Below are 24546 nucleotides of genomic sequence, written 5' to 3'. Positions count from 1 at the left end.
GCCTCTCGCTGCGGCGAGAGGCGTCCGTTAGTCTCTTCGCCCGAAAATATCGGTGCCGATCCGTACCATGGTGGCACCGCTGGCGATAGCCGCCTCCATGTCGCCAGACATACCCATGGAAAGCGTGTCCAGTGGCTGCCCCGGCAGCCGCTCACGCAACTGATCGAGCAGCGCATAGAGGGCCTCGAAAGGCTGCTTTTGTTCTTCTTCCGACTCCCGCGGCGCGGGAATGGCCATCAGCCCACGGAGGCACACATTTGGCAGCTCGGCCACCGCCTCCGCCAGAGCGACAACCTCTTCGGGTAACACACCCGACTTACTGTCTTCGTCGTCTATATTGACCTGCAGACACAGGTTCAACGGCGGCATGGAATCCGGTCGCTGTGAAGAAAGTCGCTGTGCAATTTTTAACCGATCGACACTGTGCATCCAGTGAAAATGCTCGGCCACCGCCCGGGTCTTGTTGGATTGCAGCGGCCCGATGAAGTGCCAGGTGATATCCAGATCCGAGAGCTCCGCCTGCTTTTCGAGCGCCTCCTGCAGGTAGTTCTCGCCAAAATCGCGCTGGCCGGCATCGAAGGCGCTGCGCAGGTCTGACGCCGGCCGGGTCTTGGATACTGCCAGAAGGGTTACCCTGTCCGGATCGCGCCCGCAGGCCGCACAACTGGTGACGATGCGTGCGCGCACACGATTCAGGTTTTCGGTGATGTCTTCTTTGCGCATATACTAGCTCGATAACAAAGAGGGGCCGATTGTACGCAAATCCGACTGCGACTCGAATCCGGCACCTCGCGCCGCCTCCCGCCAGAGGACAACAGGGTAATCAGAACAATAAGGTAGCAGTATGGACATCACAGAACTCCTCGCCTTCAGTGCCAAGCAGAACGCCTCGGACCTCCACCTGTCCGCGGGGCTGCCGCCAATGATCCGTGTCGATGGCGATGTCCGCCGCATTAACCTGCCGCCGATGGAGCACAAGCAGGTACACGCGCTGATCTACGAGATCATGAATGACAAGCAGCGCAAGGATTACGAGGAATTCCTGGAAACCGACTTCTCCTTCGAAGTGCCCGGCGTCGCCCGCTTCCGTGTAAATGCGTTTAACCACAACCGCGGTGCCGGTGCCGTGTTCCGGACCATTCCGTCCAAGGTACTGACCATGGACGATCTGGGGATGGGCCAGGTATTCCGCCAGATCTGTGACACCCCCCGCGGCCTGGTGCTGGTGACCGGGCCCACCGGCTCCGGTAAGTCCACCAGCCTGGCGGCAATGATCGACTACATTAACGACAACAAGTACGAGCACATCCTCACCGTCGAGGATCCGATCGAATTCGTGCACGAATCGAAAAAGTGCCTGGTGAACCAGCGGGAAGTACACCGGGACACCCACGGCTTTGCCGAGGCCCTGCGTTCCGCCCTGCGTGAGGACCCGGACATCATCCTCGTTGGTGAGATGCGGGACCTGGAGACCATCCGCCTGGCCCTGACTGCGGCGGAAACCGGTCACCTGGTATTCGGCACCCTGCACACCACCTCCGCGGCCAAGACCATCGACCGGGTGGTGGATGTATTCCCGGCGGAAGAAAAGGCAATGGTGCGCTCGATGCTGTCAGAATCCCTGCAGGCGGTGGTTTCCCAGACCCTGCTGAAGCGCAATGGCGGCGGCCGGGTGGCGGCCCATGAGATCATGCGTGGCACCCCAGCAATCCGTAACCTGATCCGCGAGGACAAGGTCGCGCAGATGTACTCTGCCATCCAGACCGGTGCCAGCGTGGGCATGCAGACCATGGACCAGTGCCTGCAGGATCTGGTGGAGCGCCGGGTGATCACCCGCGATGTGGCCCGTGAGAAGGCGAAGATGCCCGAAAACTTTTAAGTCATTGACTGTCCCTGCAGGCCTTAAACGGGGACAGCATTAATCGCGCAAACTTCCGCATCGGCCGCGGACAATAGCGCAGCGACGCGACAACAATAAAAGTGGTTTAGACAATGGAAATCGAAAGACTGTTACAGCTGGTTGTGGAGAAAGGGGCATCGGACCTGTTCATCACCGCCGGTGTACCGCCCTCGATCAAGGTTCACGGTAAGGTCATCCCGGCCAGCAGCTCAGCGCTGACGCCAGAGAAGGCCCGCGAGCTGGTGGTGGGTGTGATGAACGAGAAGCAGCGTCGCGAATTCGCCGAAAAGAAAGAGCTGAACTTCGCTATTGCCGTGCGCAATGTGGGCCGCTTCCGGGTTTCCGCCTTCTTCCAGCGCAACCTGGTGGGCATGGTGCTGCGCCGCATCGAGACCCGTATCCCCACGGTCGACGGTCTGGGACTGCCGGAGATCCTCAAGGATCTGGCGATGACCAAACGCGGCCTGATCATCTTCGTGGGTGCGACCGGTACCGGTAAGTCCACCTCACTGGCATCCATGATCGGCCACCGCAACGAAAACTCGAAAGGTCACATTATCTCCATCGAGGACCCGATCGAATTCGTCCACCAGCACCGCGGGTGTATTGTCACCCAGCGCGAGGTGGGCCTGGATACCGAATCTTTCGAGGTCGCCCTGAAGAACACCCTGCGTCAGGCGCCCGACGTGATTCTCATTGGTGAGGTGCGCTCGCGCGAGACCATGGATCACGCCATCGCCTTCGCCGAGACCGGCCACCTGTGCCTGTGCACCCTGCACGCCAACAATGCCAACCAGGCGCTGGACCGGATCATCCACTTCTTCCCGGCGGACCGTCACCAGCAGCTCTATATGGACCTGTCGCTGAACCTCAAGGCGATGGTCGCCCAGCAGCTGGTACCCACACCGGATGGCGACGGCCGCCGCGCCTGTCTCGAGATCATGATCAACACCCCGCTGATGGCGGACCTGATCCGCAAGGGCGAGGTGCACAAGATGAAGGAGTTGATGAAACGCTCCAACGAGCAGGGCATGCAGACCTTTGACCAGGCCCTGTACGAGCTGTACGACCGCGGCGAGATCACCTACGAGGACGCCCTCTCCCACGCCGACTCCGCTAACGACCTGCGCCTGATGATCAAGCTCAAGTCGGAATCCGATGCCGAGTACCTGAACGATGCAGCGGGCGAGCTGAGCCTCGAGGGCGACAGCGACGAATACGGCGGACCGAAGCTGTACTGATGCGCGGGCTGGTAGTCGTTACCGGCCCAGCTCTTCCACCAGCTCACGGATTGTGGGCAATAGGCGGCGGCTCACCTGGGGCCGCTGCTCGCTTCCGCTCAACATCACCCGGTAACCGCCACTGTCCCGACTCAGTCCGGCGATGAAATGCCTCGATACCAGGGCATTGCGATGCACCCGCACGAACGTATCGCCGAACTCTCGCTCCAGGTCTTTCAGCGACTCATCGAGGATCGTCTCACCGCCGTCGTGGTGAGCGACCACATACTTGCTGTCAGCGATCAGGCAGCGGATGGTATCCACCGGCAACAACTCCACTCCGCGGCGGCTCACCGCCTTGATCTGTGGTCTCGGGGATTCCCCCACCTTTCCGGTGGCAGCCACCCGTCGCTGCGGTTTGCTCAGGCGCTGCAATTTATCGATGGCCGCGGCCAGCTGCTCCCTCGCTACCGGCTTGAGCAGGTAACCCGTGGCTGCGGTAGCGAAAGCCGGCAGGGCAAACTCGTCGTGGGCCGTGCAGAAGATCATTGCCGGGGGATGCTCGCGGGCTGAGAGCTTCTCGGCCAGCACCAGGCCACTGTCCCCGGGCATTTCGATATCCATCAGTACCAGATCCGGATCCAGCACCTCAACCTGGACAAGGGCCGCCTCGGCATCGGCAGCCTCTCCCAGTAACGTGCAGCGTTGCAGCCCCTCCAGCTGACGGGCCAATCTGGCACGGGCGAGGGGTTCATCATCCACGATCAGTACACCGAGTTCCGTCACAGGGCGGGCTCCATCTTCTCGCTTCTCTTTCCCGTCTCGGGGATATTGTTCATCGGCAGGATAACCTCTACCCGGTAGATCCCATCTTCAAGTTCTGACTGGAAGCGATAACGGTGACCGTAGTGCGCGGCAAGCCGCTGGCGAATATTCTCCAGTGCCATGCCGTTACCACGGCGCTCCCGGTTGGAATCCAGCGCGGGGGCTGGGTTTTCTATCACCAGCTGCAACTGGTTATCCAGTTGTCGCAGATAAACCTGTATCTCGCCGCCCTGCTTCAGTCGCGCCACACCGTGCAGTACCGCATTTTCCAGCAGGGGCTGCAGCAGCATGGAGGGAATCACTGCGCTCTCCAGACCGGAGTCTATATCCCAGCTCTGCCGCAACCGCTCGCCGAGACGCAACGCCTCGATCTGAAGATAGCGCCGGGCCAGGGTCAGCTCCTGCTCGAGCGGCACCATTTTGGAGTCCGCGAGGCTGGCGCGGAACAGGGTGGAGAGATCCTCGACCAATTTCTCCGCCCGCTCTGGATCGATGGCGATGAGGCTGGCGAGGCTGTTCATACTGTTGAACAGGAAATGGGGGCGGATGCGGGACTGCAGGGCATCGATACGCGCGACCAGTTCGGCGCGCTGTTGGTTGTGGAGCTGCTGCTGTACATAGGCATAGCGCAGCACTACGCCGGCACAGATGGCACCGAGCAATGTATTGTCGAGCAGATGCCAGAGATCAAAGCCCTGGCGCATCAGTGAGGCACGCAGCCATTCCTGGACGACGAGGACCGCCAGCAACACCGCCATGACCACGGCAAAGCTGATCGCCCCGGCAACGCGATGGGACAGCTGCGCCAGTCTCGGTCGCAGTCGGCACAGAAGCGCGGCGGAGGGCAGGATCACCCATTGCACCGCCAGCGACACTAGGCCCAGACGCTGCCAGCTGAAATCCCGCAGCCCATCCACCGCCAGCACCAGTACCAGGGCCAGCAGCTCGCCCATCAGTACCAGTACTGCCAGCGCGGAGACATGGCACAGGTCAGGCAGGAACTGCGCCTGCGCAGAATCTTCGCCATCTGGCGCAAATTTTCGAATTTGCTGCGTTATACTGCCCGCCGGTTGCGCGGACTGTGGGGAGGTCATACCACTATTATTCTTCGTGCATTGTTATCAGGTTCGCCGCCGCTCTGTGGAGCGCAGCGCGCCCTCGAAGATACCGCCATCGCCCAGCCACTTCCACTACCTCCGCCAGATCCGCGGAGAGACTGCGAGAGACAGCGACAGAACATGAGTGACAAGAAAGCCCCCGCACCCCAGGAACCCAGATCCGATGCCAACCCCGCCGCCAAGCTCTGGGGCGGCCGCTTCAGTGAGGCGACCGACGCCTTCGTGGAGCGCTTTACCGCATCGGTGATGTTTGACCAGCGCATGGCGCTGGAGGATATCCAGGGCTCGCTGGCCCATGCGCAAATGCTGTCCGAGGTGGGCGTACTCACTGATGATGAGTTCCGGCAGATCGAGGACGGTCTCAAGGCTATCGCCGCGGAGATCGAGGCCGGCGAGTTCCCCTGGTCGGTGCAGCTCGAAGACGTCCATATGAATATCGAGGCGCGCCTGACCCAGCGCATCGGCGCGACCGGCAAGAAACTGCACACCGGCCGCTCCCGCAATGACCAGGTCGCCACGGACATCCGCCTGTGGCTGCGCAACCGCATCGACGCCATCGGCGCCGAGCTCACCCGCCTGCAGAACGGCCTGGTAGAGCTCGCGGAGCGCGAGGCCGATACCATCATGCCCGGCTTCACCCACCTGCAATCCGCGCAGCCGGTGACCTTCGGTCACCACCTGCTGGCCTGGAACGAGATGCTGAGCCGGGATTACGAGCGCCTGATGGACTGCCGCAAGCGGGTAAATCGCTCCCCCCTGGGCGCCGCTGCCCTGGCAGGCACCAGTTACCCGATCAACCGGGCCCGCACCGCCGAGCTGCTTGGCTTCGATGCGCCCACGGAGAACTCACTGGACTCCGTCAGCGACCGCGACTTCGCCATCGAGTTCTGTGCGTTTGCCGCACTGCTGCTGACGCACCTGTCCCGCGCCAGTGAGGAGCTGGTGCTGTGGACCTCCAGCCAGTTTGACTTTATCGACCTGCCCGACCGCTTCTGCACCGGCTCCTCGATCATGCCGCAGAAGAAGAACCCGGATGTACCGGAGCTGGTACGTGGCAAGACTGGTCGCGTCAACGGCCACCTGATCGCCCTGCTGACCCTGATGAAGAGCCAGCCGCTCGCCTACAACAAGGACAATCAGGAAGATAAGGAGCCGCTGTTTGATGCGGCCGACACCGCGCTGGACTGCCTGCGGGCTTTCGCGGACATGGTGCCGGCACTGAAAGCGAAAAAGGACAATATGCTCGCCGCGGCAGCCAAGGGCTTCTCCACCGCAACCGACCTGGCCGACTACCTGGTGCGTAAGGGGGTGGCCTTCCGTGATGCACACGAGATAGTCGGCAACTCGGTGGCATTTGCCATCGAAAAGAACTGCGATCTCGCCGACCTGAGTCTGCAAGAGCTGCAGAAATTCTCTGACGTCATCGGTGAAGACGTTTTTGATGTGCTGACCCTGGAGGGCTCCGTGGCCGCCCGGGACCATATCGGTGGCACTGCCCCCGCACAGGTGCGGGCCGCCTGCACCCGCGCCAGGGAAGCGATCGCCGCGCGCTGAACATTTGCCGCGGCGTCGCCAATCATTATTACAACCCGAGTGAAACTGACTCGCCCTGCTGCTCGGTCAATACCCGGTCCAGTAGGGTCGGCAGGTCCTCACCGGTAGTCGTGCACTTCCAGCCGGGTGGCTCAAAGGCGAGGTGGTAACCGCCGGAACGGGCCGCCACCCACAGCTCCTTGTTGGCGGTCTGGCGGGAGAGGATGACCTGGCTACCGTTGTCCTCCAGGGTCAGGGTCAGCACCGCATCCGCGCGTTCGTAATCGATGTCCCATTCGCAGGAATCGAGTGCGTCCTCGATCTCGATCAGGGTGCGCTCGATCGCCGCTTCAAAGTCTGCCTGGCTCGCTGTCATAGTTACTTCTGTTACAGTGTTCATCGGGTAGAGTAGCTGGCTATACTAGCAGGCTTTTCCGCACAACAATGCGCAGGAAGCCGTCGATGTTTAAAGAAAATTTACCACTCGCCACCGTCGTTTTGGCCGCGAGCCTGCTCGGTGCCTGTGGCCAGAAAGGTCCACTGTACCTGCCGCAGGATGCGGCCAGCCCGGCCCCGGTACCGGCACAGTCGCCGATAGTGGCACCGGCGAGCAGCACGACTCCCGGCGCCCAGGCCGAGACAACGGAAGAACAACAAGAAACGCGGCGCAGAAACGATAGTGAAACCGCCGCCGACGAGCTGGAGCCTGCAGTAGAAAAATGAGTGACTTCCATTACCGCGACGGAGGCCTCTGGGCCGAAGATGTCTCCCTGACGGAAATAGCCGAACAGTTTGGCACCCCCACTTACGTGTACAGCCGTGCCCACTTCGAGCGTCAGTACCGCGAGTACGCCGACGCACTGGGCGATCATCCTGGACTGGTCTGCTATGCGGTAAAGGCCAACAGTAACCTCGGCATCCTGTCGCTACTGGCACAGCTCGGTGCCGGGTTCGATATTGTCTCCGGCGGTGAGCTGGAGCGGGTGCTGCTCGCCGGTGGTGATCCGGCCCGGATCGTATTCTCCGGTGTCGGCAAGACCGCCGCGGAGATGCGCCGCGCACTGGAAGTGGGCGTGCACTGCTTCAATGTGGAGTCCGATGCAGAGCTCGAACGACTGGATGCGGTGGCAGCCGAGATGGGTGTAACTGCGCCAGTTTCTCTACGCGTGAACCCGGACGTGGATGCCAAAACTCATCCGTACATCTCCACCGGGCTCAAGGAAAACAAGTTTGGTATCGCCATCGATACCGCCCTCGACACCTATCGCCGCGCAGCGAAATCGGAGCACCTGAACGTGGTGGGTGTCGATTGCCATATCGGCTCCCAGCTCACCGAAGTGTCGCCATTTCTCGACGCACTCGAGCGGTTGCTGCTGCTGATCGACGAGCTGGCAGGCGAAGGCATTCACCTGAAGCACCTGGATCTCGGCGGCGGGCTGGGCGTACGCTACCGAGGCGAAGAACCGCCCCCCGTCAGCGATTACATCGGCGCGGTGAAAGAGCGGCTCGGCGACCGCAAACTGGAGCTGGTACTGGAGCCCGGCCGCTCCATTGCCGCTAACGGCGGCCTGCTGCTTACCCGAGTGGAATTCCTCAAACGCACCGAAGAGCACAATTTCGCCATCGTCGATGCGGCCATGAATGACAACCTGCGTCCGGCGCTCTACCAGGCCTGGCAGGATATCGTGCCGGTGCAGCCGAACGGCAGGGATACTGAGTTCTGGGATATCGTTGGCCCGGTCTGCGAGACCGGCGACTTTCTCGGCAAACGCCGCGAGCTGGCCCTGGAGCCCGGCCAGCTGCTGGCCATGCTCTCGGCCGGTGCCTACGGTTTCACCATGAGCTCCAATTACAATTCCCGCCCCCGTGCGGCAGAAGTACTGGTGGATGGGGACCGCTCCCATCTCGTCCGCGCCCGCGAGAGCATGGCGGATCTGGTACGCGGCGAGAGCAAGGCGCCGGAGAAACACTAACCGGCCTTCAAGGGACAGCGGCATTCCGCGCGAACAATACAGCGGAGAGCAGTACAGAGGAATCAGATGCGGTTGAAGTTCACCAAAATGCACGGGCTCGGCAATGACTTTGTCATGCTCGACGCGATCAGCCAGCGCATCAAGCTGTCGCCGGAAAAGATTCGCCAACTGGCGGACCGCAACCTCGGCATCGGCTGCGACCAGGTGCTGGTTGTGGAAGCGCCAAGAAATCCCGACGCAGACTTCCGCTACCGCATCTACAACGCCGACGGCGGTGAAGTGGAGAACTGTGGCAATGGTGCCCGCTGTTTCGCGCGCTTTGTGCGCGAGCGCCGCCTCACCGGCAAAAAGCACCTGGTCGTGGAAACCGCTGGCGGCCTGTTGCGACTCAGTCACCTTGATGGGGATCAGGTCAGTGTCGACATGGGCGTGCCGGTACTCGAGCCCACCGACGTGCCCTTCGAAGCCGATCGCCAGGCGGAAACCTATCCACTGGATGTGGACGGCGAAGTCTTCACCGTCAGTGCCGTCTCCATGGGCAACCCGCACGCGGTGCTGCTGGTGGAAGATGTAATCACTGCTCCTGTGGAGAGCCTGGGCGCCAAGATCGAACGCCATCCCCGCTTTCCCAATCGGGTCAATGTGGGCTTCCTGCAGATCACCTCACGGGACGAGGCCCATCTGCGGGTGTTCGAACGTGGCGTGGGTGAGACCCGCGCCTGTGGCACCGGCGCCTGCGCCGCTGCCGTGGCTGCGCGCCTGCGCGACCTGGTCGACGATTCCGTCACCATCCACCTGCCCGGCGGGCCACTGACAATCCACTGGAGCGGACCGGGACAGCCGGTTACCATGTCCGGGCCCGCCACCACCGTGTACCATGGGCAGATCGTTCTCTAGCAGCAGGCAGCAATCCCGAAGATGACGGAATCAAGCGACGTAACCCTGGAAGCCCTCGACAGTGACGGCAGCGGCGACTCCAAGCGCGACCGCAAACTGCTGGCTCGCCAGGTGGCCCGCTACCTGATCCAGAATCCGGATTTCTTCGCCGAACACATGGAGCTGCTCGAGACCATCAAGCTGCCGCGGGAGAACGGCAAGACCGTGTCACTGATGACACACCAGACTCACCTGCTGCGGGAACGCAACATCGAGATGCGTCAGCGTCTCGACCAGTTATTGCACAATGCACGTGAAAACGACCAGCTGTTCCTGCACAGCCGCCGACTGATGCTGGCACTGTTGGAAGCGGAGTCCGTTGCCGAGGCCGGTGCCGCGCTCTACCCGAGCTTCGCCAGCGATTTTGGCGTCGAGTTCACCTCCCTGACCCTGTTTGGTCCGCTGCCCGGCGGGCACAGTGATCTGGGAGAAGTCCGCTGCACCCCGCGCCCCGCCGCCGAGAACGCGATCGGCAGCATCCTCCGCAACGGTCGCACCGTGTGCGGCATTCTGCGCCCGGCGGAAAAGGCCTACCTGTTCGGCAAGGATGCGGAAGCCGTTGCCTCTGCCGCGGTGGTGCCTCTTGCCAATCAGCTCGGCGTACTGGCTGTCGGCTCCAGCGATCCCCAGCACTACCGCTCCAGTCTCGGCACCCTGTTCCTCTCCTATATCGGCGAAGTGCTGGAACGCCTGTTGCCGCGCCTGCTGGATCAGCGGTAATGATGCCGTGCTGCTGACGGGCGCCATCGAACGCTTTCTGCACCACCTGCAAACCGGCAAGCAGCTCTCCCCCCACACCATTGCCGCCTATCGACGCGACCTCGTCCGCCTGCATTCATATGCGGAACGGGAAGGCGTCGACGAAATCGGACAACTTCGGGAGATGACGCTGCGCAGCTGGCTGGCACAGCTACACCGGGAAGGACTGGGGGCAAAGAGCCTGCAGCGCTGGCTCTCCGCCGTGCGCAGCCTGTGTAATTTTGCCCTGCGGGAACACTGGATTGGCGCCAACCCCGCTGCCGGCCTGCGCCCCCCGCGGGGCGAGAAAAAACTGCCCAAAGTGCTGGACGTGGATGCGGCGGCAGACTTTGTCCAGGCACCGGATACTGACGAGGATCCGCTGGCACTGCGAGACCGCGCAATCCTGGAACTGTTCTACAGCAGTGGCCTGCGCCTGAGTGAGCTGACCGCCCTTAACTGGCGCGACCTGGATTTGCCGGCGGGCGAGGTTCGGGTGACGGGTAAGGGGGGCAAGACGCGCCTGCTGCCCGTCGGTTCGGAAGCAAGTACCGCCCTAACCCGCTGGCGTCAGGTGGCGCCCCGATCAGCGGAGGATGCCGTCTTCACCAGCATGAAGGGCCGTCGCCTTGGCAACCGCGCCGTGCAGAACCGCCTGGCCCACTGGGCCCGCAGCAGCGGAGCGGAGCAGCGGGTCCATCCACATATGCTGCGCCATTCATTTGCCAGCCACATGCTCGAATCCAGCGGCGACCTGCGCGCCGTGCAGGAATTACTCGGTCACGCAGATATCAGCACCACGCAAATCTATACCCACCTGGATTTCCAGCATCTGGCCCGCGTATACGACCAGGCTCATCCGCGCGCTAAAGACAAAAAACGCTAGCAGTTACCCTCTGCTTGTGAGCTTTCAAGGGTTGTACCAGATAGGCGAGGTATAGGCCCGCTCCTGGATACTTGCCGGCACATCTTTCGGCCGTTTCAGTCCGAAGTATTTCGCATCGTAGGTGGTCCAGCGTGGCGTGGGGATTTCGAGCACCCGCACGTAGTAGAAGGCATTTTGCCTGGCATCGAATTCGGGGTCTTTCCAATAGGCCTGCAGGAAGGGATCGCCGATCGCATTGGTGTAGGTGGCGTCATTCGGGTCGACCGTGTTGCCCACCGCCTGGTTTGCCCGGCCGTCGGCACCAATCTTGCGACCGTCGGACACCGCGATGTCGTAAATCCGCTCGTGGGTCTTGCCCCCGCTATCCAGCCAGCCTTTCACCATCTGGATGCGGTCCAGATTGGCGCCGTCCGGGTCGCGCAACGCCCGCACCAGGAACGTTGGGGCCTTGTCTGAACGCTTGAGCTCCCTGCCCATGGGCACGCCATTGTCGTAGCCATGCTGGGCGAAGTCGGAGCGGTTGAGGTCGTCTTTGGTAAAACCGAAACCGGCAAAGACCCGCACCAGCGGGCGTGTGCCCGTGGTTGCGTACACCTCCCTGCGCGCCATCGCATCCCAGAGCGCCTCGCGGGTATTTTCCCGTGCCCACACCGCAGCGAGCCCTGAGGCACTGGCCTGGTAGTGGCGGATGGCATAGTCGCGCCCCTTGGGGTCGGGCAGATAGCCGGTAATCTTCTCCTCAAAACGGATCGGATCGCTGCTCGGTTCCACCGCTGTGGCTTTGCCGAAAAAGTTATCCTCCCCGGTCGTGGCCAGTGACGTGTGGGAATCGGTGCTGCCAATCATACCGAACTTGTAGGGGTTGGCCCCGAGCTTTTCCTGATAGGCGAGTCCCTGCTTTAACGCTTCACGGGCATACTCACGCGGCAACATGTCCTTTTCCTTGGCTGCACCGAAACTACCTTTGTCCCAGATTTCGAAGTCGGCAAATTCATCGTTTGGCGACAACAGTGGATGGGTTTCGCCATCGCCCTTGATCTGGGTGACCTCGTACATGGGCTCCCACCGGGCGCGACGCTCGGCGTAATTCCGATCGAGGGGTTTGCGGTCGGTGAAGGTGACGCTGTCAAACATCAGTCCGTTGGAGAGGTTGCCATTGTGCGGAATGGCGAGGACACGACCGCCTACTTTTTCCTCATAGTCAGCCATCCAGCGCCACAAATCCTCGGGATCCTCGGAATCGTAAGCCGATAGCGGAATGATCTTATCGGCCCTGGGTTTGTCGTCGCGGAATACGACAACACGGTGCAGGTTGCTGCCATCCGGACTGGAGGTCCACTCGAATCCGATCAGGGCGGTAAACAGACCCGGATTATTGTGTTCTTCTGCAGCCTTGGTGATCCGCTGCCACATGGACGCCACCAGGCCTTCAATGCCTGTCAGCGGATCCTTGCGCTCTGCGATCGCAGAGCCCCACATGGCGTACGCCTCATCGGGCTTGCCCGCCTTGGTGAGGTCATGCACCTGCTTGCCCCATTTACTGGCCAGCAGTCTCTGGTCGGACTCCTCGATCAACGGCGCCAGGCCCAGGTTCTCGGCATGATCGGCGACCACCAGAAAATCCAGTGGGCGGTGCAGGCGCGCCGGCACACCGGTACTGGAAGTGACCGTCTCACCCTTGGCGAAGCGGTAGGCGGCATCCGGCCCAAGCGTATTGCCGAACATGCCCGCGTCGGTGGAGTAGCTGGTATGCAGGTGGGTATCACCGAAGAAGACCCGGTTCGGGAAATCCAGCTCTGGGTAGGGCGCATACTTGGCGTCGGACTTGGGTCCCGTCGGTGGCGCATCCTGGGCCACACAGACAGCAGCTGCAGATACGGCGACATAGGCGACCAGCAGTCGGTTCAGTAGTCCCATCCGTGCGTTTCTCCCATCAATTAAAATACGGCCCATACCAAAGCGACACCGGGCTCGGCGCCGCCTGCATAAACCATAGATCAACGATGAGAGCGCTATTCAGCAACCCTCTCCGATAGATTTGTCCCGCGCCTTGAGGAGCCAGGTGCGCGTCAACCCAACGCGCACTTCAACACCTTCAGATCGGTCGGCTGCCGTATTTCGGCTGCGGCTTGCGCGGCGGATCGGCGGTCACATCCGGATCGATTTCCGCGATGGCGCCACCGCTGGCAAGATATTCCTCGATATCCGAATTGAGTTGACTGCGGGCCCGCTCGCGGGAAGTGATACTGCGCTCTTCAGCAAAATCCTCATTGTCTTTTGCACGGGAAGAGCTGTTTTGATCCTGGTAACCATCTTTCATGATTGAACCCTGTAACTGCTACTTCTGTTACAGAGGAAGTACCCCTGTGCCGCCGGCTACCTTGGATTACCCCGCGGCGATTAATATATAGGCAGCTTTGCCATATCACGCCAGCATCGGGGATCAACAAACGTAGAGTTTTTTGTTGCCGACCGGTTACGGTTTATCGCAGTTGGTTATGGGGATAAACGCGACACTGGATCTGCTGGCATGGAAAGAGGAAATCTGGCGGGAATCAGCACAAAAAGAAAAAGCCCCCGCGGGGGCTTTCAGGATCTGGAAGAGTCGTGCGCGCGGCGCTTAAACCGCTTCGCTGCCGGTTTCACCGGTGCGGATACGGATCACTTCTTCCAGCGCGGTGATAAAGATTTTACCGTCACCGATCTTGCCGGTCTGGGCAGCCTTGGTGATGGCTTCCACGGCGCTGTCCACCATGCTGTCATCCACTGCCAGTTCCAGCTTTACCTTGGGCAGGAAATCCACCACATATTCCGCGCCACGATACAGTTCAGTGTGACCCTTCTGGCGACCGAAACCCTTTACTTCGGTAACCGTCATGCCCTGCACGCCCACTTCAGAGAGCGCGGTGCGCACGTCGTCCAGCTTGAAGGGCTTCACCACAGCCGTGATTAATTTCATTGTCTCTTGTTCCCCTGGTCGATTGTTTCTGCGGGAAGTTCAACCGCCGACCCGTGAGGGCCGGCAGCGGGTGCGGACAGTTATTTGCCCATGAATTCCGGATAAGCTTCCATTCCGCACTCTACCAAGTCAACACCTTCTTGCTCCTCGTCTTCGCTGACGCGGATACCGGTGATGGCCTTCAGCAGGAACCATACGGCGAAGGAAGCGGCAAATACCCAGACAAAAATGGTGGCCGCACCGATCAGCTGTCCGCTGAAGGAGGCGCCGTCATTGGTGACCGGCACCAGCAGCAGACCCAGCAGGCCAACCACACCGTGCACAGAGATAGCGCCGACCGGGTCATCGATCTTCAGCTTGTCCAGGGTGACGATGGAGAAGACCACCAGGACACCGCCGATGGCGCCGAACAGGGTCGCCTGCAGGGCAGTCGGCGTGGAAGGCTCAGCAGTGATTGCCACCAGGCCGGCCAGGGCACCGTTCAGCAGCATGGTCAGGTCGGCCTTACCGAACAGGACACGGGCAGTAATCAGTGCAGCAATCGCACCACCCGCAGCGGCGGTGTTGGTGTTCAGGAACACCATGGCCACGGAGTGCGCGTTGGCGGCATCGCCCAGTTTCAGCACCGAGCCACCGTTGAAGCCGAACCAACCCATCCACAGGATGAAGGTACCGAGCGTCGCCAGCGGCAGGTTGGCGCCGGGGATGGCGTATACCTGGCCGTTGGGGCCGTACTTGCCTTTACGGGCGCCGAGCAGCAGCACGCCAGCCAGCGCCGCAGCCGCACCGGCCATGTGTACGATGCCGGAACCGGCGAAGTCGGAGAAGCCCAGGTCACCCAGGTTATACAGGCCGAAGACGTCGGCGCCGCCCCAGGTCCAGGAACCTTCCAGCGGGTAGATGAAGCCGGTCAGTACGACAGCAAAAGCGAGGAAGCTCCACAGCTTCATGCGCTCCGCAACTGCACCGGAAACGATGGACATGGCAGTGGCCACGAACACCACCTGGAAGAAGAAGTCTGAAGCACCGGAGTAGACAGAGTCGCCCTCGAAGCCGTTTTCGGCCGAGCTGGCGAGTACGCCTTCCATATCAAATGCCTCGATACCGGACAGCAACCAGCCACCGTCATACATGATGGCGTAGCCAGTCAGCAGGTACATGATGCAGGCAATGGCGAAGAGTGCCACGTTCTTGGTGAGAATTTCGGTGGTGTTCTTGGAACGCACCAGGCCCGCTTCCAGCATGGCGAAGCCTGCCGCCATCCACATGACCAGTGCACCACACACCAGGAAATAAAATGTATCAATTGCGTACTGCAACTGAAAAATTTGGTTTTCCATCGTTCGCTCCGTTCAATCCCGAGAGGTTTGTTTCAGTAATTTTTTCAAGTCAGCGTCGTTACACTGCACCGTTTTTCATCAGATCGCTTCAGCGCCGGTTTCGCCGGTGCGAATCCGCACCACTTCTTCCAGCTCGGTGACGAAAATTTTGCCGTCGCCGATCTTGCCGCTGTGGGCACCGGTGCCGATTGCTTCCAGCACGGCGTCGACCCGGCTGTCATCCACTGCGATTTGCAGCATGGTTTTCGGCAGAAAATCCACCACGTATTCGGCTCCGCGGTAGAGTTCGGTGTGGCCCTTCTGGCGACCAAAGCCCTTCACTTCACTGACCGTGATGCCAGTGACTCCGGCCTCGGCAAGCGCGTCGCGAACGGCATCGAGCTTGAAGGGTTTGATAATTGCTGTGACCAGTTTCATCTGTGATCCCCCATAGTATTGTGGCCCTGCTCCGTGGAGCAGGGCCTGACGATTACCAGCTGTAAGTCGCCCCTGCGAGCACCGAAGGCTCACACCAGTCGAGGCCGTAACACTCGCTATCGCTGATATTGGTTCCGATCAGTGAAGCGCTCAGGCTCAAACCACCGAACTCCTTACCCAGGGTGAGCGAGTAATCGAGGTAGGAATCGGCCTCGAACAGGAAAGCCTCCTCGTCAAACAGGTTGGCACCCACATGCAAGCCCAGGCTCATGTCGGCTGGCAGCGCAAAGCTGTAATCGGCATAGGTGTAATAAAACTCGCCGGTGCCCGCCCAGTAGTCATCGGAATAGGCCATGCCCAGGGTCAGGTCAGAAATGCTGATGCTGCCGTAGATCTCCTGGTAATCCTCATCCCAGTCACTGCCGTGATAGGCGTAATAGATGTAGCCCACGTCATAGCCGATGCCGTTGCTGAACTCCCCGGCATAGCCGCCGTAGAAATCCTGCTCGTAGTCGGTTTCGTCCTCACCCCAGGCGAAGTCCACCTGAGAGGCCCAGGTGCCCAGGTACAGGCCATTGCCAAAGTCCAGGTCGACACCGCCCTGAACCGCTGCACCGCCATCGGTCTGGGATACACCACGGAACTTGTAGTCAGTCACGACGCCCAGATTGGCACTCGCGGAAAAGCCGCCTTCAGCAGCATTCACCGCAGAGGAGGAAGCCAGAGTCAGGGCCCCGGCCGTCAGTACGGCTGCAATGTTTTTCATATTCGTTCCCACCTTAATTCTCCTTGGTCTCTGTGATCTGTAATTTTTATGTCGTCTTCTCGTTACAGCCTGTCAGCGTCGGGTGCCGACCATTGGATGGATGGTGGCTCTGCTGTTTCGCCTTGTGAGCTGTCCTTGCCCGAGGCTGAAGCACAGTCCGGAAACGCGTTCCGGACCGGAGGCTGCTGCCATGTAAATTGCACACTTGATGCCAAGTTGATTTTTCAGCTAGAAATCAATGAGTTAGAGGAATTCCGTGAAGCGGTTACGGCTTTCTCGGCGATCGGACGGGAGCTGGGGCGCACCAATTTGGACCCGGGTCAGGCACTACGCACAGTAAAGGGGCCCCAAGCTGGAGCGGCGATCCATAAGAGCGCAAAGACCCGGCAGGCTGCGCCAGTGCAAGGCACTGCTAATGCCCTAGTTTGAGGCCGTTTCGGCCAGCTCAGTGACTGGGGTACAATTCGAGCAGATCAGCAGGCATCAATACCGGTGCCGGTCAGAGAGGGTAGATAGGTGTCTTCAGACAAGCTGCAGCAACTCCTGAAGGAGCTGAGGGATCAGGGTGCGGTGGTTACCGACGACCTGCGGGATGCCCTCACCGTCGCCATGGGAAAATTGCCTCTGGTTTCTCAGAAGGAGTTCGATACCCAGGTGGCCATCCTCGAGCGCACCCGGGAAAAGGTCGCTGCACTTGAGGCCCAGGTGGCCGAGCTGGAGAAAGCACTCGGCTCCCGAGACCACCGTCCGCCCTCAGCCGAATGACAGACCATTAGATAGCGGCCGCATTGGGGAGTAGCGGTCCGCCGAACAGCAAATTTCAGGGAAGAAATTTTGAGCCTCTCCGTCACCTTTGCCCGCGCCCAGGTTGGCGTCTCCGCCCCGCTTGTTACTGTCGAAACCCATCTGGCCAATGGCCTGCCGGCATTTAATATTGTCGGTTTGCCCGAAGCCGCCGTGCGCGAGAGCCGTGATCGCGTGCGCAGCGCCCTGATCAACAGTCACTTTGAATTTCCCCAGCGCCGCATCACTGTCAACCTCGCACCCGCCGATCTGCCCAAGGAAGGCGGTCGCTACGACCTGGCCATCGCCATCGGTATCCTCGCCGCCTCCGGACAGGTGCCCGGTGACGCGCTGGAAACACTGGAATTTATCGGTGAACTCGCCTTGACCGGCGCCCTGAGGCCGGCCAGCGGCGCGCTGCCCGCCGCCATCGCCTGCCGGGATGCGGGCCGGACGCTGATTGCTCCCCGGGAATGCAGTGACGATGTGGCATTGGCAAATGGCGGGGCACAGGTTGCCGACTCACTGCTGGAAGTCTGCGCCCAGTTGCACGGCCGCGAGCGCCTGCCCCTTGCCCAGGCAGCCCCTGCGAGCGACAACCTTCACAGCTATCCCGACCTCACCGAGGTGCGCGGCCAGCTGCGCGCCCGACGCGCACTGGAGGTTGCCGCGGCCGGCGGACACAACCTGCTCTTTTATGGCCCGCCCGGTACCGGCAAGACCATGCTCGCCAGCAGGTTGCCGGGCATCCTGCCGCCGCTGTCGCGGGAAGAATTAATCGATGTAGCCGCCGTCTACTCCAGTGCGGGACTGCCGCGGCAGCAGCAACGGCCATTTCGTGCGCCCCACCACAGCGCCTCCCCAACGGCGCTGGTGGGTGGCGGCAGCAACCCGCGGCCCGGGGAAATTTCCCTGGCGCACCGCGGTGTGCTGTTCCTCGATGAGATGCCGGAATTCCCCCGGCATGCGCTCGAACTGCTGCGGGAGCCATTGGAAAACGGCGAGGTGCGTCTTTCCCGCGCCCGCGCCCAGGTGACTTATCCGGCCCGTTTCCAGCTGGTCGGGGCCATGAACCCCTGTCCCTGTGGCTATCTGGGCGAATCCCGTTGCCGCTGCACGCCGGATCAGATTGACCGCTATCGCAACAAACTCTCTGGACCACTGCTGGACCGGATCGACATGCAGGTGGAAGTGGCAAGCATGAACGCGGCCGAGCTGCAGGAGGCACCCGCTGGCGAGTCTTCCGAAACCGTGCGTGCACGAGTGCTGGCCGCGCGTGAGCGGCAACTGACGCGTCAGGGGGTAGTGAATGCGCAACTGGCAGGTAGTGCACTGGAACAACACTGCGCACTGGGCAAGAGTGAAGCGGCCATGCTGCGAAACTCGGTCACTCAGCTGGGGCTCTCCGCCCGCTCCTATCACCGGGTACTGAGAGTGGCCCGTACCCTGGCCGACCTGGCGGGGATCGCTAACATTGGCACGGCTCAGGTGGCGGAAGCACTGGCATACCGCAATCTGGATCGCCGACCAGCTACGGTCGGCGCCTGACCTACAACAACTTCCACCCCTAACAGCTACAGAGAAGTGTCAGGATGAAAACAGAGTGTGTGCGGACACCAGATCACGCTCAGGTCATTGCGCTGCCACCACTGATTTACGCAGGCTTTCTGGTGCTGGCCGCTGTGCTGGAATGGTTTTACCCGCTCTCGATGGGAGCCAGGTCAAGCTGGCACTGGGCAATTGCCGCAATGCTGCTGACAAGTGGAGTGGTACTCGCGCTGTGGGGGAAGATCACACTGGATCGCGCGGGCACCTGCGTGCATCCGGGTGGATCGACACGGGCGATTGTCTCAAGCGGCCCGTACCGTTTCAGTCGCAATCCCCTGTACCTGGCGCTGACACTGATGTACTTGGGACTCACTCTGATCATCAATACTTTCTGGGCACTGGTGCTGCTGCCGCTTTTACTCTGGCTGGTACACAGCGGTGTAGTGCGTCGGGAAGAGCGCTACCTGGAGCGCAAGTTCGGCGAGGAGTATCGCCGCTACCTGCGACAGGTGCGGCGTTACTTTTGACCGTTAAGACTGTGCTACGTCGGGCATGAATGCGTAGGTCAGCTTCCCAAAATGACTACCCTGGCGGCGACAGCTGCTAGCGTTTCGATGGCTCGGGTTTGGGGAACGACCACTCACCGCTCAAAATTTCTTTGCGGGGGGAATACATCCGCACAGCGTAATTCCATCCCGGTGTAATCGGGATACAGTTCACGCGCCCGTCTTCACACCCGCCGAAGTGAATGGTCTGCGACCCATCCGGATTGCGTTCAGCAGTCACATCGTTGTAGCTGTTTACGCCCTGCTTGTTGGCTTCGAGATAGCCGTCGGCGTTATAGACGGTGACTGACCAAAACGCGTCGACGGGCACATCCTTGACTGTCACCGCATAGGGCTGTTTACCGTCGTTCTGGGAGACGCTGTCGATCTCATAATAGGCCGCACTCTGGGGCAAGCCACCCCAACCCGCCGCCGCACCGACCAGGTGATCAATAGGCTTGGTTTCTTCTTTACTTCCAAAGGCGTGTGCACTTTCAAAACCGAGAATTGCGAGGTCGTTGAGCGCCTTGCGGGCGACCGTCAAAGTCTTGGCATCCCACTCAGGTGCATCGAAAGGCCCGCTCCCGCCACCGCTCACTTTGATGGCGTCCTGTGCAGCGTGCGCCTTCTCGATATCTTTTTGGTCATTGGTATTCACAAAGGTGCGAAAAGTCACCAGGGCAAAGCGGGAGCCCACCTCATCCTGGGTGAGTCGATAGGTGCCAGGCTTTGCCTCATAGGACATGTAATGATCCTGGTTCACCACATGCATGGACTGATAGCGCCCCCCCAGGTCCGGCAGTGTCACCGTGACCGGTTTCGACAGGTCCAGAATCACCATCGAGTAGAGCGTATCCTGGTTCATCCGGATCACCGGCTGGTTGTCCGGGGTGGTCGGAGTGCGAATATGGCTTAGCTCACCGACACCTACGCCGGCACCTTCCATATTCTTGCGAAACATCGTATCCGACTCGGCCCGGACAAAATTTTCGACTGTGACTTCTTGCGCGATCACGAGGCAGGGCAGAAGAAAAATAAAGAAAAGCAGCTTGCGAATCATCGGTGACGGACCTCATACCGGTTGCGAGCGTCGAGCCGTTGAGCGCCGGGGTACGCGCCAGCACCATAGAGCGTGTCGACGGGCCTGGCGCGGGGAAGTGCAATGCGACCAGCCCGAGGCTCTGACGGACAACGGAAACAGGCGGATTCATCTTTGAGTGTAATCCAGCAACTCTCTATCACCAGTCTGCGGTCTGCGGGGGTGATTGACGCTGCCTATGACGCTAACTACGACTTACCCTGCCCTCAGAGGGTCGGTATTTCTCCAAGCTGGAGTTGATCGCCGTAGGCAAACAGGGCCGGTGCCCCGCCGGTATGCCAGAACAGCACCCGATCAGACGGCTTGAATGCGCCACGGCGCACCAGTGCCAGCAAGCCCGCCATGGCGCGGCCGGTGTAGACCGGGTCCAGCAGAATGCCCTCGCTACGCGCCAGCAGGCTAATGGCTTCCCGCTCGGCATCGCCGACCACACCGTAGCCCTCACCCAAATAGTCATCGTCCAGGATCAGGTCGTCTCTGGTAAATGGCTCTGAATGGCCCAGCCGCGCAGCCGCCTGCCCGGCCAGGTCGAGGATATGCTCGTCAAAGGGCCGCTCACCGCCTGCGCCTTTATCGATATTGATGCCCACTATTCTTGTCGACAGGCCCAGCAAGCGTGCGCCGACCATCAGGCCGGCATGAGTACCGCCGGAACTGGAGGCAAACACGATATGTGTGAAGGGCCCGCCCTGATCGGACCACTGGGATTGAAGCTCTTCGAGGGCGCCAACGAAAGCCAGCGCACCCAGATCGCTGGAGCCGCCATAGGGCGCCACATAGGGCTTGCGACCAGCCCGTTCCAGATAGCGCACCACCTCAGCCAGGTCCTCGCCCTTGCGGTGGCCCGGCGTCCAGTGGATATGGCAGCCGAATAGCTGGTCCAGCAGCAGGTTGCCTTGGGCGGTGGTCGGCGCCCGCCCACCCAGTAACAGATGGCATTCCAGGCCCAGCAACGCCGCTGCCGCAGCAGTCTGCCGGCAGTGATTGGATTGTGCCGCGCCGGCAGTAACGATGGCATCGGCCCCCTGGGCCAGGGCATCGGCCAGGATAAATTCCAGCTTGCGGGTTTTATTGCCGCCCAGCGCCAGGCCGGTCTGGTCGTCGCGCTTGATAAACAGACGCGGACCACCGACTACTTGTGTCAATCGCTCCAGTGGGTGCAGGGGGGTGGGGAAAAAGCCGAGGGATTGCCGGGGTAGTTTGTCGGTCAGCATCAGTTCGTCCCTGAATTATCGTGTCGATTTACTGGCGGTCGGTCTCTTTGCGATCAAGCCAGGTCCGCTGTGCAAGCCGGTAGAGACAATGTCGTCGCAGCGGATTACCCGGCGGCACCAGTGGATGGTCAAAGGTTGCCGGATCCCGTTGCATACCCAGGCGCTCCATCACCGCCTGCGAACGGACATTGGTGAGTGTAGTGAACGATACCACCTGCTCCAGCCCGAGCCGGTCGAAGGCCACCTGCAGGGACGCCTCGGCCGCCTCTGTGGCATAGCCATGGCCCCAGAATGGCACGCCCAGACGCCAGCCAATCTCAACCGCCGGTGCAAATGGCAAGTTGTCCGCGACATTTTTGATACCAACAAAACCGACAAACTTCCCATCTTGCAGCTGCTCCACCGCCCAGAAGCCCCAGCCGTGCTCCTGAATATGGGCAATCTGGCGATCGATACCGGCGTCGCTCTCCGAGCGGGTAAGCCGGGCCGGAAAAAATTCCATTACCTGCGGATCCGCATTCATCTCTGCGAACGGTGCCCGGTCACTGTCCCGCCACTGGCGTAACTGCAGCCGTGTGGTTCTGGGCTCGATCAGTTCAACCACGCGCGCCCTGCCCGGCTACCTCAGCGCGCTCTTTGGCAATCTGCTTATCCAGTTTTTTACGCGCGTTGTCGGCGTAGGCGGCGCAGCTGATCGGCTTTGACCGCTCCGCCTGCTCACCGTATTTCCAGCCGCTGCCCCCGGGGTGCGGTGTCAGCAGCAGGTCGCAGGGCAGCTGGCCGATGCGAGCGAAGCTCGCTCGATAGTCATCGACTATTTTCGGGTAGCGGGGATTGTCGAGCAGCTGGTAACCGGGAGCACTCAGGCTGTCCACATAGGCAATCTGCACCGGCTTACCCTGGCGCGTGTCGGTCCAGGTCCAGCTGAGGCTGCCGGGTGTATGCCCCGGGGTGAAGTGCACCTGCAGTGCCAGCTCACCAACAGGGAGACGCTCGCCGTCCTGCAGTAAGCGGTCCGCGTTTAGCGGCGGGTACATTAAGCCGTCGCCGAAGTGCAGGTCGCCGGCACCGCCGCGGGCGAGCAACTGGGCAGACTCGGCACTGGTGGCCAGCTGCGCCCCGGTAGCGCGTCGAATGGCTGCCAGCGGGCCCACATGGTCTGCGTGGGCATGGCTGTGCAGGATCCATTTCAGCTCACCGGGTGCCACCCCGAGCTTGCCCAGATTGCGCAACAACAGGTCGGCCATCTGCGGCATGCCGCCATCAATCAGTACCGCGCCCTCATCGGTTTTCACCAGCAGGGCACTGAGGCCAGCGGTGCCGATCTGCCAGGTATGGTCGGCAATCTGCAGGGGTTCAATGGGCTGACGCCAGCTGGCCGGCACCTCATAGGCTCGCAGTTGCGGCAGGGGCGCTGCGGATTCTGCACCGCTATTGGTAGAGAGCAGTACGAGTGCTGCCGCGGAAAGCAGGGTTTTTATTTTCATTACGGGCATCCTTGTCAGTTCCCGGTTATAGAGTGTTGGACACGGCAGGTCCGCACAGCGCCCCGGCCGGCGCCACCAGATACTCGCACTGGTCGAGCCAGTCGAAGGGTTCCGGGTAATCAGCGCGCGCAAACCCGAGCCGGTCATACAGCGCCTGCGCAGCAGCGTTATCTTTCAGCACGAACAGGGAGCATTCTTCCGCACCCAATTCTTCGCAGCCCTTTCGGGCCAGCTCGCGGACCAACTCCTCTCCCAGCCGTAGACCCCGGTGGGCCGGCGAGACAATCAGGCGGCCGAAGTGGCAGCGGTCGCGGCGCAAGTAGTACTGACCAAAGGCGAGCAGCTCGCCATCACCCCCAACCAGCGCCCCACCTGCAAGCTCGCCCCAGCGACAGTCCTCGCGAAAACTCTCCCGGGTAAACGGATAGCGGAACAGCGGGCCTCCCCACTGTTCGCACTGGTCCTTCGCGGTGATCCACGACATCAGGATCGGCAGGTGTTCTGGAGCCGGATCCACCAACCGCACCGAATCATCCACCGCCCGACCTCTTGCTTCTGGCAAGCCAGCGGTCGAGCTGGTCGGCAAAGGCTTTGCGGTCGATCTGGCTGAGCGGCGGCGGGCCGCCGGTGTGCATGCCGCTGGCACGCATGGTGTCCATAAAATCGCGCATGTTGAGTCGCGCGCGGATATTCGCTTTGGTATGACGCTCGCCCCGCGGGCTCAATGCCTCGGCACCCTTCTCGATCACTTCGGCCGCGAGGGGAATATCGCTGGTGATGATCAGATCGCCTTCTTCGCTGCGCTGGACGATCTCGTTATCGGCCACGTCGAAGCCCGAGGTAACCTGCATCGCCTTGATGTAGCGGGACGGTGGCACCCGCACCGGCTGATTGGCGACCAGCGTCATTTCGGTTCCGGTGCGTTCGGCGGCACGGAACAGGATTTCCTTGATCGCCACGGGGCACGCGTCGGCATCCACCCAGATTCTCGCCATCAGTCTTCGCTCTCTTCGATTTGGTCCGGCGGCGCACCCTCGTCGCACTTTTTGCAATCGAGGCGCTCGCCCAGCATGCGGGCCCGGCCATGTTCGGTAATCACCCAGGGGCGATTCTGCCAGGGCGGGTCATGGCGCACATGCTGGAAGTGTCCGCATTCCAGCTCCGCCACCCAGTGGCTCTCCTCGTCCCGGTGAAAGCCGGTAATGGCTCGCTGCATGGTGTAACTTCCGCTCCGGTAAGGCGCCGTTATAGCCAATCGG

28 protein-coding genes are annotated in these 24546 nt (G+C 61.2%); 11 read left to right on the top strand and 17 right to left on the bottom strand.

Annotated elements, in window-relative coordinates; translation table 11 throughout:
* Positions 1-27: 27 nt before the first annotated feature.
* Positions 28-723 carry a YggS family pyridoxal phosphate-dependent enzyme gene (locus AUP74_RS05495; protein ID WP_069946697.1) on the bottom strand — a complete coding sequence of 232 codons (696 nt, stop codon included), beginning with the start codon at positions 721-723 and terminating at the stop codon, positions 28-30.
* A gap of 121 nt (positions 724-844) precedes the next feature.
* Here AUP74_RS05495 and AUP74_RS05490 point away from each other — a divergent pair, with 121 nt between their 5' ends.
* Positions 845-1879, top strand: coding sequence for a type IV pilus twitching motility protein PilT (locus AUP74_RS05490; RefSeq protein WP_069946696.1), 1035 nt, complete (start codon positions 845-847; stop codon positions 1877-1879).
* 113 nt (positions 1880-1992) lie between these two features.
* On the top strand, positions 1993-3141 hold the full coding sequence (locus AUP74_RS05485) for a PilT/PilU family type 4a pilus ATPase (RefSeq protein WP_069946695.1): 1149 nt from the start codon (positions 1993-1995) through the stop codon (positions 3139-3141).
* An 18-nt stretch (positions 3142-3159) separates the two neighbouring features.
* Here the strand turns inward: AUP74_RS05485 and AUP74_RS05480 are convergent, their stop codons facing one another.
* Together AUP74_RS05480 and AUP74_RS05475 are read right to left on the bottom strand one after the other, a co-directional pair.
* The gene (locus AUP74_RS05480; protein ID WP_069946694.1) at positions 3160-3906 is read right to left on the bottom strand and encodes a LytR/AlgR family response regulator transcription factor; all 747 of its coding nucleotides are present in this window, start codon (positions 3904-3906) and stop codon (positions 3160-3162) included.
* Positions 3903-5039 (bottom strand): sensor histidine kinase, encoded by a 1137-nt coding sequence (locus AUP74_RS05475; RefSeq protein ID WP_083260840.1) that lies wholly within the window; start codon positions 5037-5039, stop codon positions 3903-3905. The genes AUP74_RS05480 and AUP74_RS05475 overlap by 4 nt, the downstream gene beginning before the upstream one ends.
* A 144-nt stretch (positions 5040-5183) precedes the next feature.
* Between AUP74_RS05475 and argH the strand changes: the two genes are divergently transcribed.
* Positions 5184-6617, top strand: coding sequence for an argininosuccinate lyase (gene argH, locus AUP74_RS05470; RefSeq protein ID WP_069946693.1), 1434 nt, complete (start codon positions 5184-5186; stop codon positions 6615-6617).
* A gap of 28 nt (positions 6618-6645) precedes the next feature.
* Here the strand turns inward: argH and cyaY are convergent, their stop codons facing one another.
* On the bottom strand, positions 6646-6972 hold the full coding sequence (gene cyaY / locus AUP74_RS05465) for an iron donor protein CyaY (protein ID WP_069946692.1): 327 nt from the start codon (positions 6970-6972) through the stop codon (positions 6646-6648).
* An 86-nt stretch (positions 6973-7058) separates the two neighbouring features.
* Here cyaY and lptM point away from each other — a divergent pair, with 86 nt between their 5' ends.
* From lptM to xerC, 5 genes are all read left to right on the top strand, one after another.
* Positions 7059-7319 carry an LPS translocon maturation chaperone LptM gene (lptM, locus tag AUP74_RS05460; RefSeq protein WP_069946691.1) on the top strand — a complete coding sequence of 87 codons (261 nt, stop codon included), beginning with the start codon at positions 7059-7061 and terminating at the stop codon, positions 7317-7319.
* Complete coding sequence (gene lysA, locus AUP74_RS05455; RefSeq protein ID WP_069946690.1) at positions 7316-8569, top strand: diaminopimelate decarboxylase; 1254 nt, start codon at positions 7316-7318, stop codon at positions 8567-8569. Before lptM ends, lysA begins: the two co-directional genes overlap by 4 nt.
* A gap of 66 nt (positions 8570-8635) precedes the next feature.
* On the top strand, positions 8636-9466 hold the full coding sequence (gene dapF / locus AUP74_RS05450; RefSeq protein WP_069946689.1) for a diaminopimelate epimerase: 831 nt from the start codon (positions 8636-8638) through the stop codon (positions 9464-9466).
* A 21-nt stretch (positions 9467-9487) separates the two neighbouring features.
* Positions 9488-10225 carry a DUF484 family protein gene (locus AUP74_RS05445; protein WP_083260839.1) on the top strand — a complete coding sequence of 246 codons (738 nt, stop codon included), beginning with the start codon at positions 9488-9490 and terminating at the stop codon, positions 10223-10225.
* 7 nt (positions 10226-10232) lie between these two features.
* Complete coding sequence (gene xerC, locus AUP74_RS05440; RefSeq protein WP_145924325.1) at positions 10233-11129, top strand: tyrosine recombinase XerC; 897 nt, start codon at positions 10233-10235, stop codon at positions 11127-11129.
* A gap of 24 nt (positions 11130-11153) precedes the next feature.
* Here the strand turns inward: xerC and AUP74_RS05435 are convergent, their stop codons facing one another.
* The 6 genes from AUP74_RS05435 to AUP74_RS05410 all read right to left on the bottom strand — a co-directional run bounded on the left by AUP74_RS05435 (position 11154) and on the right by AUP74_RS05410 (position 16611).
* Positions 11154-13046, bottom strand: coding sequence for a DUF3604 domain-containing protein (locus AUP74_RS05435; RefSeq protein ID WP_069946688.1), 1893 nt, complete (start codon positions 13044-13046; stop codon positions 11154-11156).
* Between the two features lie 178 nt (positions 13047-13224).
* Positions 13225-13449, bottom strand: a complete 225-nt coding sequence (locus AUP74_RS05430) for a hypothetical protein (protein ID WP_069946687.1) — start codon at positions 13447-13449, stop codon at positions 13225-13227.
* Between the two features lie 300 nt (positions 13450-13749).
* On the bottom strand, positions 13750-14088 hold the full coding sequence (locus AUP74_RS05425) for a P-II family nitrogen regulator (protein WP_043319767.1): 339 nt from the start codon (positions 14086-14088) through the stop codon (positions 13750-13752).
* Between the two features lie 80 nt (positions 14089-14168).
* Positions 14169-15428, bottom strand: coding sequence for an ammonium transporter (locus AUP74_RS05420; protein ID WP_069946686.1), 1260 nt, complete (start codon positions 15426-15428; stop codon positions 14169-14171).
* A gap of 78 nt (positions 15429-15506) precedes the next feature.
* A complete protein-coding gene (locus tag AUP74_RS05415; RefSeq protein ID WP_069946685.1) occupies positions 15507-15845 on the bottom strand; it encodes a P-II family nitrogen regulator in 339 nt (112 codons plus the stop codon).
* Between the two features lie 52 nt (positions 15846-15897).
* On the bottom strand, positions 15898-16611 hold the full coding sequence (locus tag AUP74_RS05410) for a TorF family putative porin (protein ID WP_226999902.1): 714 nt from the start codon (positions 16609-16611) through the stop codon (positions 15898-15900).
* Positions 16612-17127: 516 nt separating this feature from the next.
* Between AUP74_RS05410 and AUP74_RS05405 the strand changes: the two genes are divergently transcribed.
* The 3 genes from AUP74_RS05405 (at position 17128) to AUP74_RS05395 (ending at position 19469) form a co-directional block, all read left to right on the top strand.
* On the top strand, positions 17128-17376 hold the full coding sequence (locus tag AUP74_RS05405; RefSeq protein WP_069946683.1) for an accessory factor UbiK family protein: 249 nt from the start codon (positions 17128-17130) through the stop codon (positions 17374-17376).
* 69 nt (positions 17377-17445) lie between these two features.
* The gene (locus AUP74_RS05400; protein WP_069946682.1) at positions 17446-18942 is read left to right on the top strand and encodes a YifB family Mg chelatase-like AAA ATPase; all 1497 of its coding nucleotides are present in this window, start codon (positions 17446-17448) and stop codon (positions 18940-18942) included.
* Between the two features lie 44 nt (positions 18943-18986).
* Positions 18987-19469, top strand: a complete 483-nt coding sequence (locus AUP74_RS05395; RefSeq protein WP_069946681.1) for a methyltransferase family protein — start codon at positions 18987-18989, stop codon at positions 19467-19469.
* A gap of 76 nt (positions 19470-19545) precedes the next feature.
* Here the strand turns inward: AUP74_RS05395 and AUP74_RS05390 are convergent, their stop codons facing one another.
* The 7 genes from AUP74_RS05390 to AUP74_RS05360 all read right to left on the bottom strand — a co-directional run bounded on the left by AUP74_RS05390 (position 19546) and on the right by AUP74_RS05360 (position 24503).
* Positions 19546-20448, bottom strand: a complete 903-nt coding sequence (locus tag AUP74_RS05390) for a DUF1214 domain-containing protein (protein ID WP_226999901.1) — start codon at positions 20446-20448, stop codon at positions 19546-19548.
* A 344-nt stretch (positions 20449-20792) separates the two neighbouring features.
* The gene (locus AUP74_RS05385) at positions 20793-21800 is read right to left on the bottom strand and encodes a D-cysteine desulfhydrase family protein (RefSeq protein ID WP_069946679.1); all 1008 of its coding nucleotides are present in this window, start codon (positions 21798-21800) and stop codon (positions 20793-20795) included.
* Positions 21801-21828: 28 nt separating this feature from the next.
* Positions 21829-22404: a GNAT family N-acetyltransferase gene (locus AUP74_RS05380; RefSeq protein WP_069946678.1), complete on the bottom strand. Its 576-nt coding sequence runs from the start codon at positions 22402-22404 to the stop codon at positions 21829-21831.
* Entirely contained in the window at positions 22397-23287 is an 891-nt protein-coding gene (gene bla / locus AUP74_RS05375) for a subclass B3 metallo-beta-lactamase (protein ID WP_069946677.1), read from the bottom strand. Before bla ends, AUP74_RS05380 begins: the two co-directional genes overlap by 8 nt.
* A 25-nt stretch (positions 23288-23312) precedes the next feature.
* Positions 23313-23825 (bottom strand): GNAT family N-acetyltransferase, encoded by a 513-nt coding sequence (locus AUP74_RS05370; RefSeq protein ID WP_083260836.1) that lies wholly within the window; start codon positions 23823-23825, stop codon positions 23313-23315.
* Positions 23818-24282 (bottom strand): YaiI/YqxD family protein, encoded by a 465-nt coding sequence (locus tag AUP74_RS05365; RefSeq protein WP_069946676.1) that lies wholly within the window; start codon positions 24280-24282, stop codon positions 23818-23820. Before AUP74_RS05365 ends, AUP74_RS05370 begins: the two co-directional genes overlap by 8 nt.
* Positions 24282-24503: a DUF3565 domain-containing protein gene (locus AUP74_RS05360; protein ID WP_069946675.1), complete on the bottom strand. Its 222-nt coding sequence runs from the start codon at positions 24501-24503 to the stop codon at positions 24282-24284. Before AUP74_RS05360 ends, AUP74_RS05365 begins: the two co-directional genes overlap by 1 nt.
* Positions 24504-24546: the final 43 nt, after the last annotated feature.

The sequence above is a fragment of the Microbulbifer aggregans genome (genome assembly GCF_001750105.1).
GTDB classification, from domain to species: domain Bacteria; phylum Pseudomonadota; class Gammaproteobacteria; order Pseudomonadales; family Cellvibrionaceae; genus Microbulbifer; species Microbulbifer aggregans.
Note: the sequence above shows the minus strand (reverse complement) of the source record. Positions and strands in the feature narration are given on the sequence as shown.

Bases quoted from the DNA above. Each gene is read 5' to 3' on its own strand.
- AUP74_RS05495 (WP_069946697.1), bottom strand. From the start codon at position 723: ATGCGCAAAGAAGACATCACCGAAAACCTGAATCGTGTGCGCGCACGC.
- AUP74_RS05490 (WP_069946696.1), top strand. From the start codon at position 845: ATGGACATCACAGAACTCCTCGCCTTCAGTGCCAAGCAGAACGCCTCG.
- AUP74_RS05485 (WP_069946695.1), top strand. From the start codon at position 1,993: ATGGAAATCGAAAGACTGTTACAGCTGGTTGTGGAGAAAGGGGCATCG.
- AUP74_RS05475 (WP_083260840.1), bottom strand. From the start codon at position 5,039: ATGACCTCCCCACAGTCCGCGCAACCGGCGGGCAGTATAACGCAGCAA.
- argH (WP_069946693.1), top strand. From the start codon at position 5,184: ATGAGTGACAAGAAAGCCCCCGCACCCCAGGAACCCAGATCCGATGCC.
- cyaY (WP_069946692.1), bottom strand. From the start codon at position 6,972: ATGACAGCGAGCCAGGCAGACTTTGAAGCGGCGATCGAGCGCACCCTG.
- lptM (WP_069946691.1), top strand. From the start codon at position 7,059: ATGTTTAAAGAAAATTTACCACTCGCCACCGTCGTTTTGGCCGCGAGC.
- lysA (WP_069946690.1), top strand. From the start codon at position 7,316: ATGAGTGACTTCCATTACCGCGACGGAGGCCTCTGGGCCGAAGATGTC.
- dapF (WP_069946689.1), top strand. From the start codon at position 8,636: ATGCGGTTGAAGTTCACCAAAATGCACGGGCTCGGCAATGACTTTGTC.
- AUP74_RS05445 (WP_083260839.1), top strand. From the start codon at position 9,488: ATGACGGAATCAAGCGACGTAACCCTGGAAGCCCTCGACAGTGACGGC.
- AUP74_RS05435 (WP_069946688.1), bottom strand. From the start codon at position 13,046: ATGGGACTACTGAACCGACTGCTGGTCGCCTATGTCGCCGTATCTGCA.
- AUP74_RS05430 (WP_069946687.1), bottom strand. From the start codon at position 13,449: ATGAAAGATGGTTACCAGGATCAAAACAGCTCTTCCCGTGCAAAAGAC.
- AUP74_RS05425 (WP_043319767.1), bottom strand. From the start codon at position 14,088: ATGAAATTAATCACGGCTGTGGTGAAGCCCTTCAAGCTGGACGACGTG.
- AUP74_RS05420 (WP_069946686.1), bottom strand. From the start codon at position 15,428: ATGGAAAACCAAATTTTTCAGTTGCAGTACGCAATTGATACATTTTAT.
- AUP74_RS05415 (WP_069946685.1), bottom strand. From the start codon at position 15,845: ATGAAACTGGTCACAGCAATTATCAAACCCTTCAAGCTCGATGCCGTT.
- AUP74_RS05410 (WP_226999902.1), bottom strand. From the start codon at position 16,611: ATGAAAAACATTGCAGCCGTACTGACGGCCGGGGCCCTGACTCTGGCT.
- AUP74_RS05395 (WP_069946681.1), top strand. From the start codon at position 18,987: ATGAAAACAGAGTGTGTGCGGACACCAGATCACGCTCAGGTCATTGCG.
- AUP74_RS05390 (WP_226999901.1), bottom strand. From the start codon at position 20,448: ATGTTTCGCAAGAATATGGAAGGTGCCGGCGTAGGTGTCGGTGAGCTA.
- AUP74_RS05385 (WP_069946679.1), bottom strand. From the start codon at position 21,800: ATGCTGACCGACAAACTACCCCGGCAATCCCTCGGCTTTTTCCCCACC.
- bla (WP_069946677.1), bottom strand. From the start codon at position 23,287: ATGAAAATAAAAACCCTGCTTTCCGCGGCAGCACTCGTACTGCTCTCT.
- AUP74_RS05365 (WP_069946676.1), bottom strand. From the start codon at position 24,282: ATGGCGAGAATCTGGGTGGATGCCGACGCGTGCCCCGTGGCGATCAAG.
- AUP74_RS05360 (WP_069946675.1), bottom strand. From the start codon at position 24,503: ATGCAGCGAGCCATTACCGGCTTTCACCGGGACGAGGAGAGCCACTGG.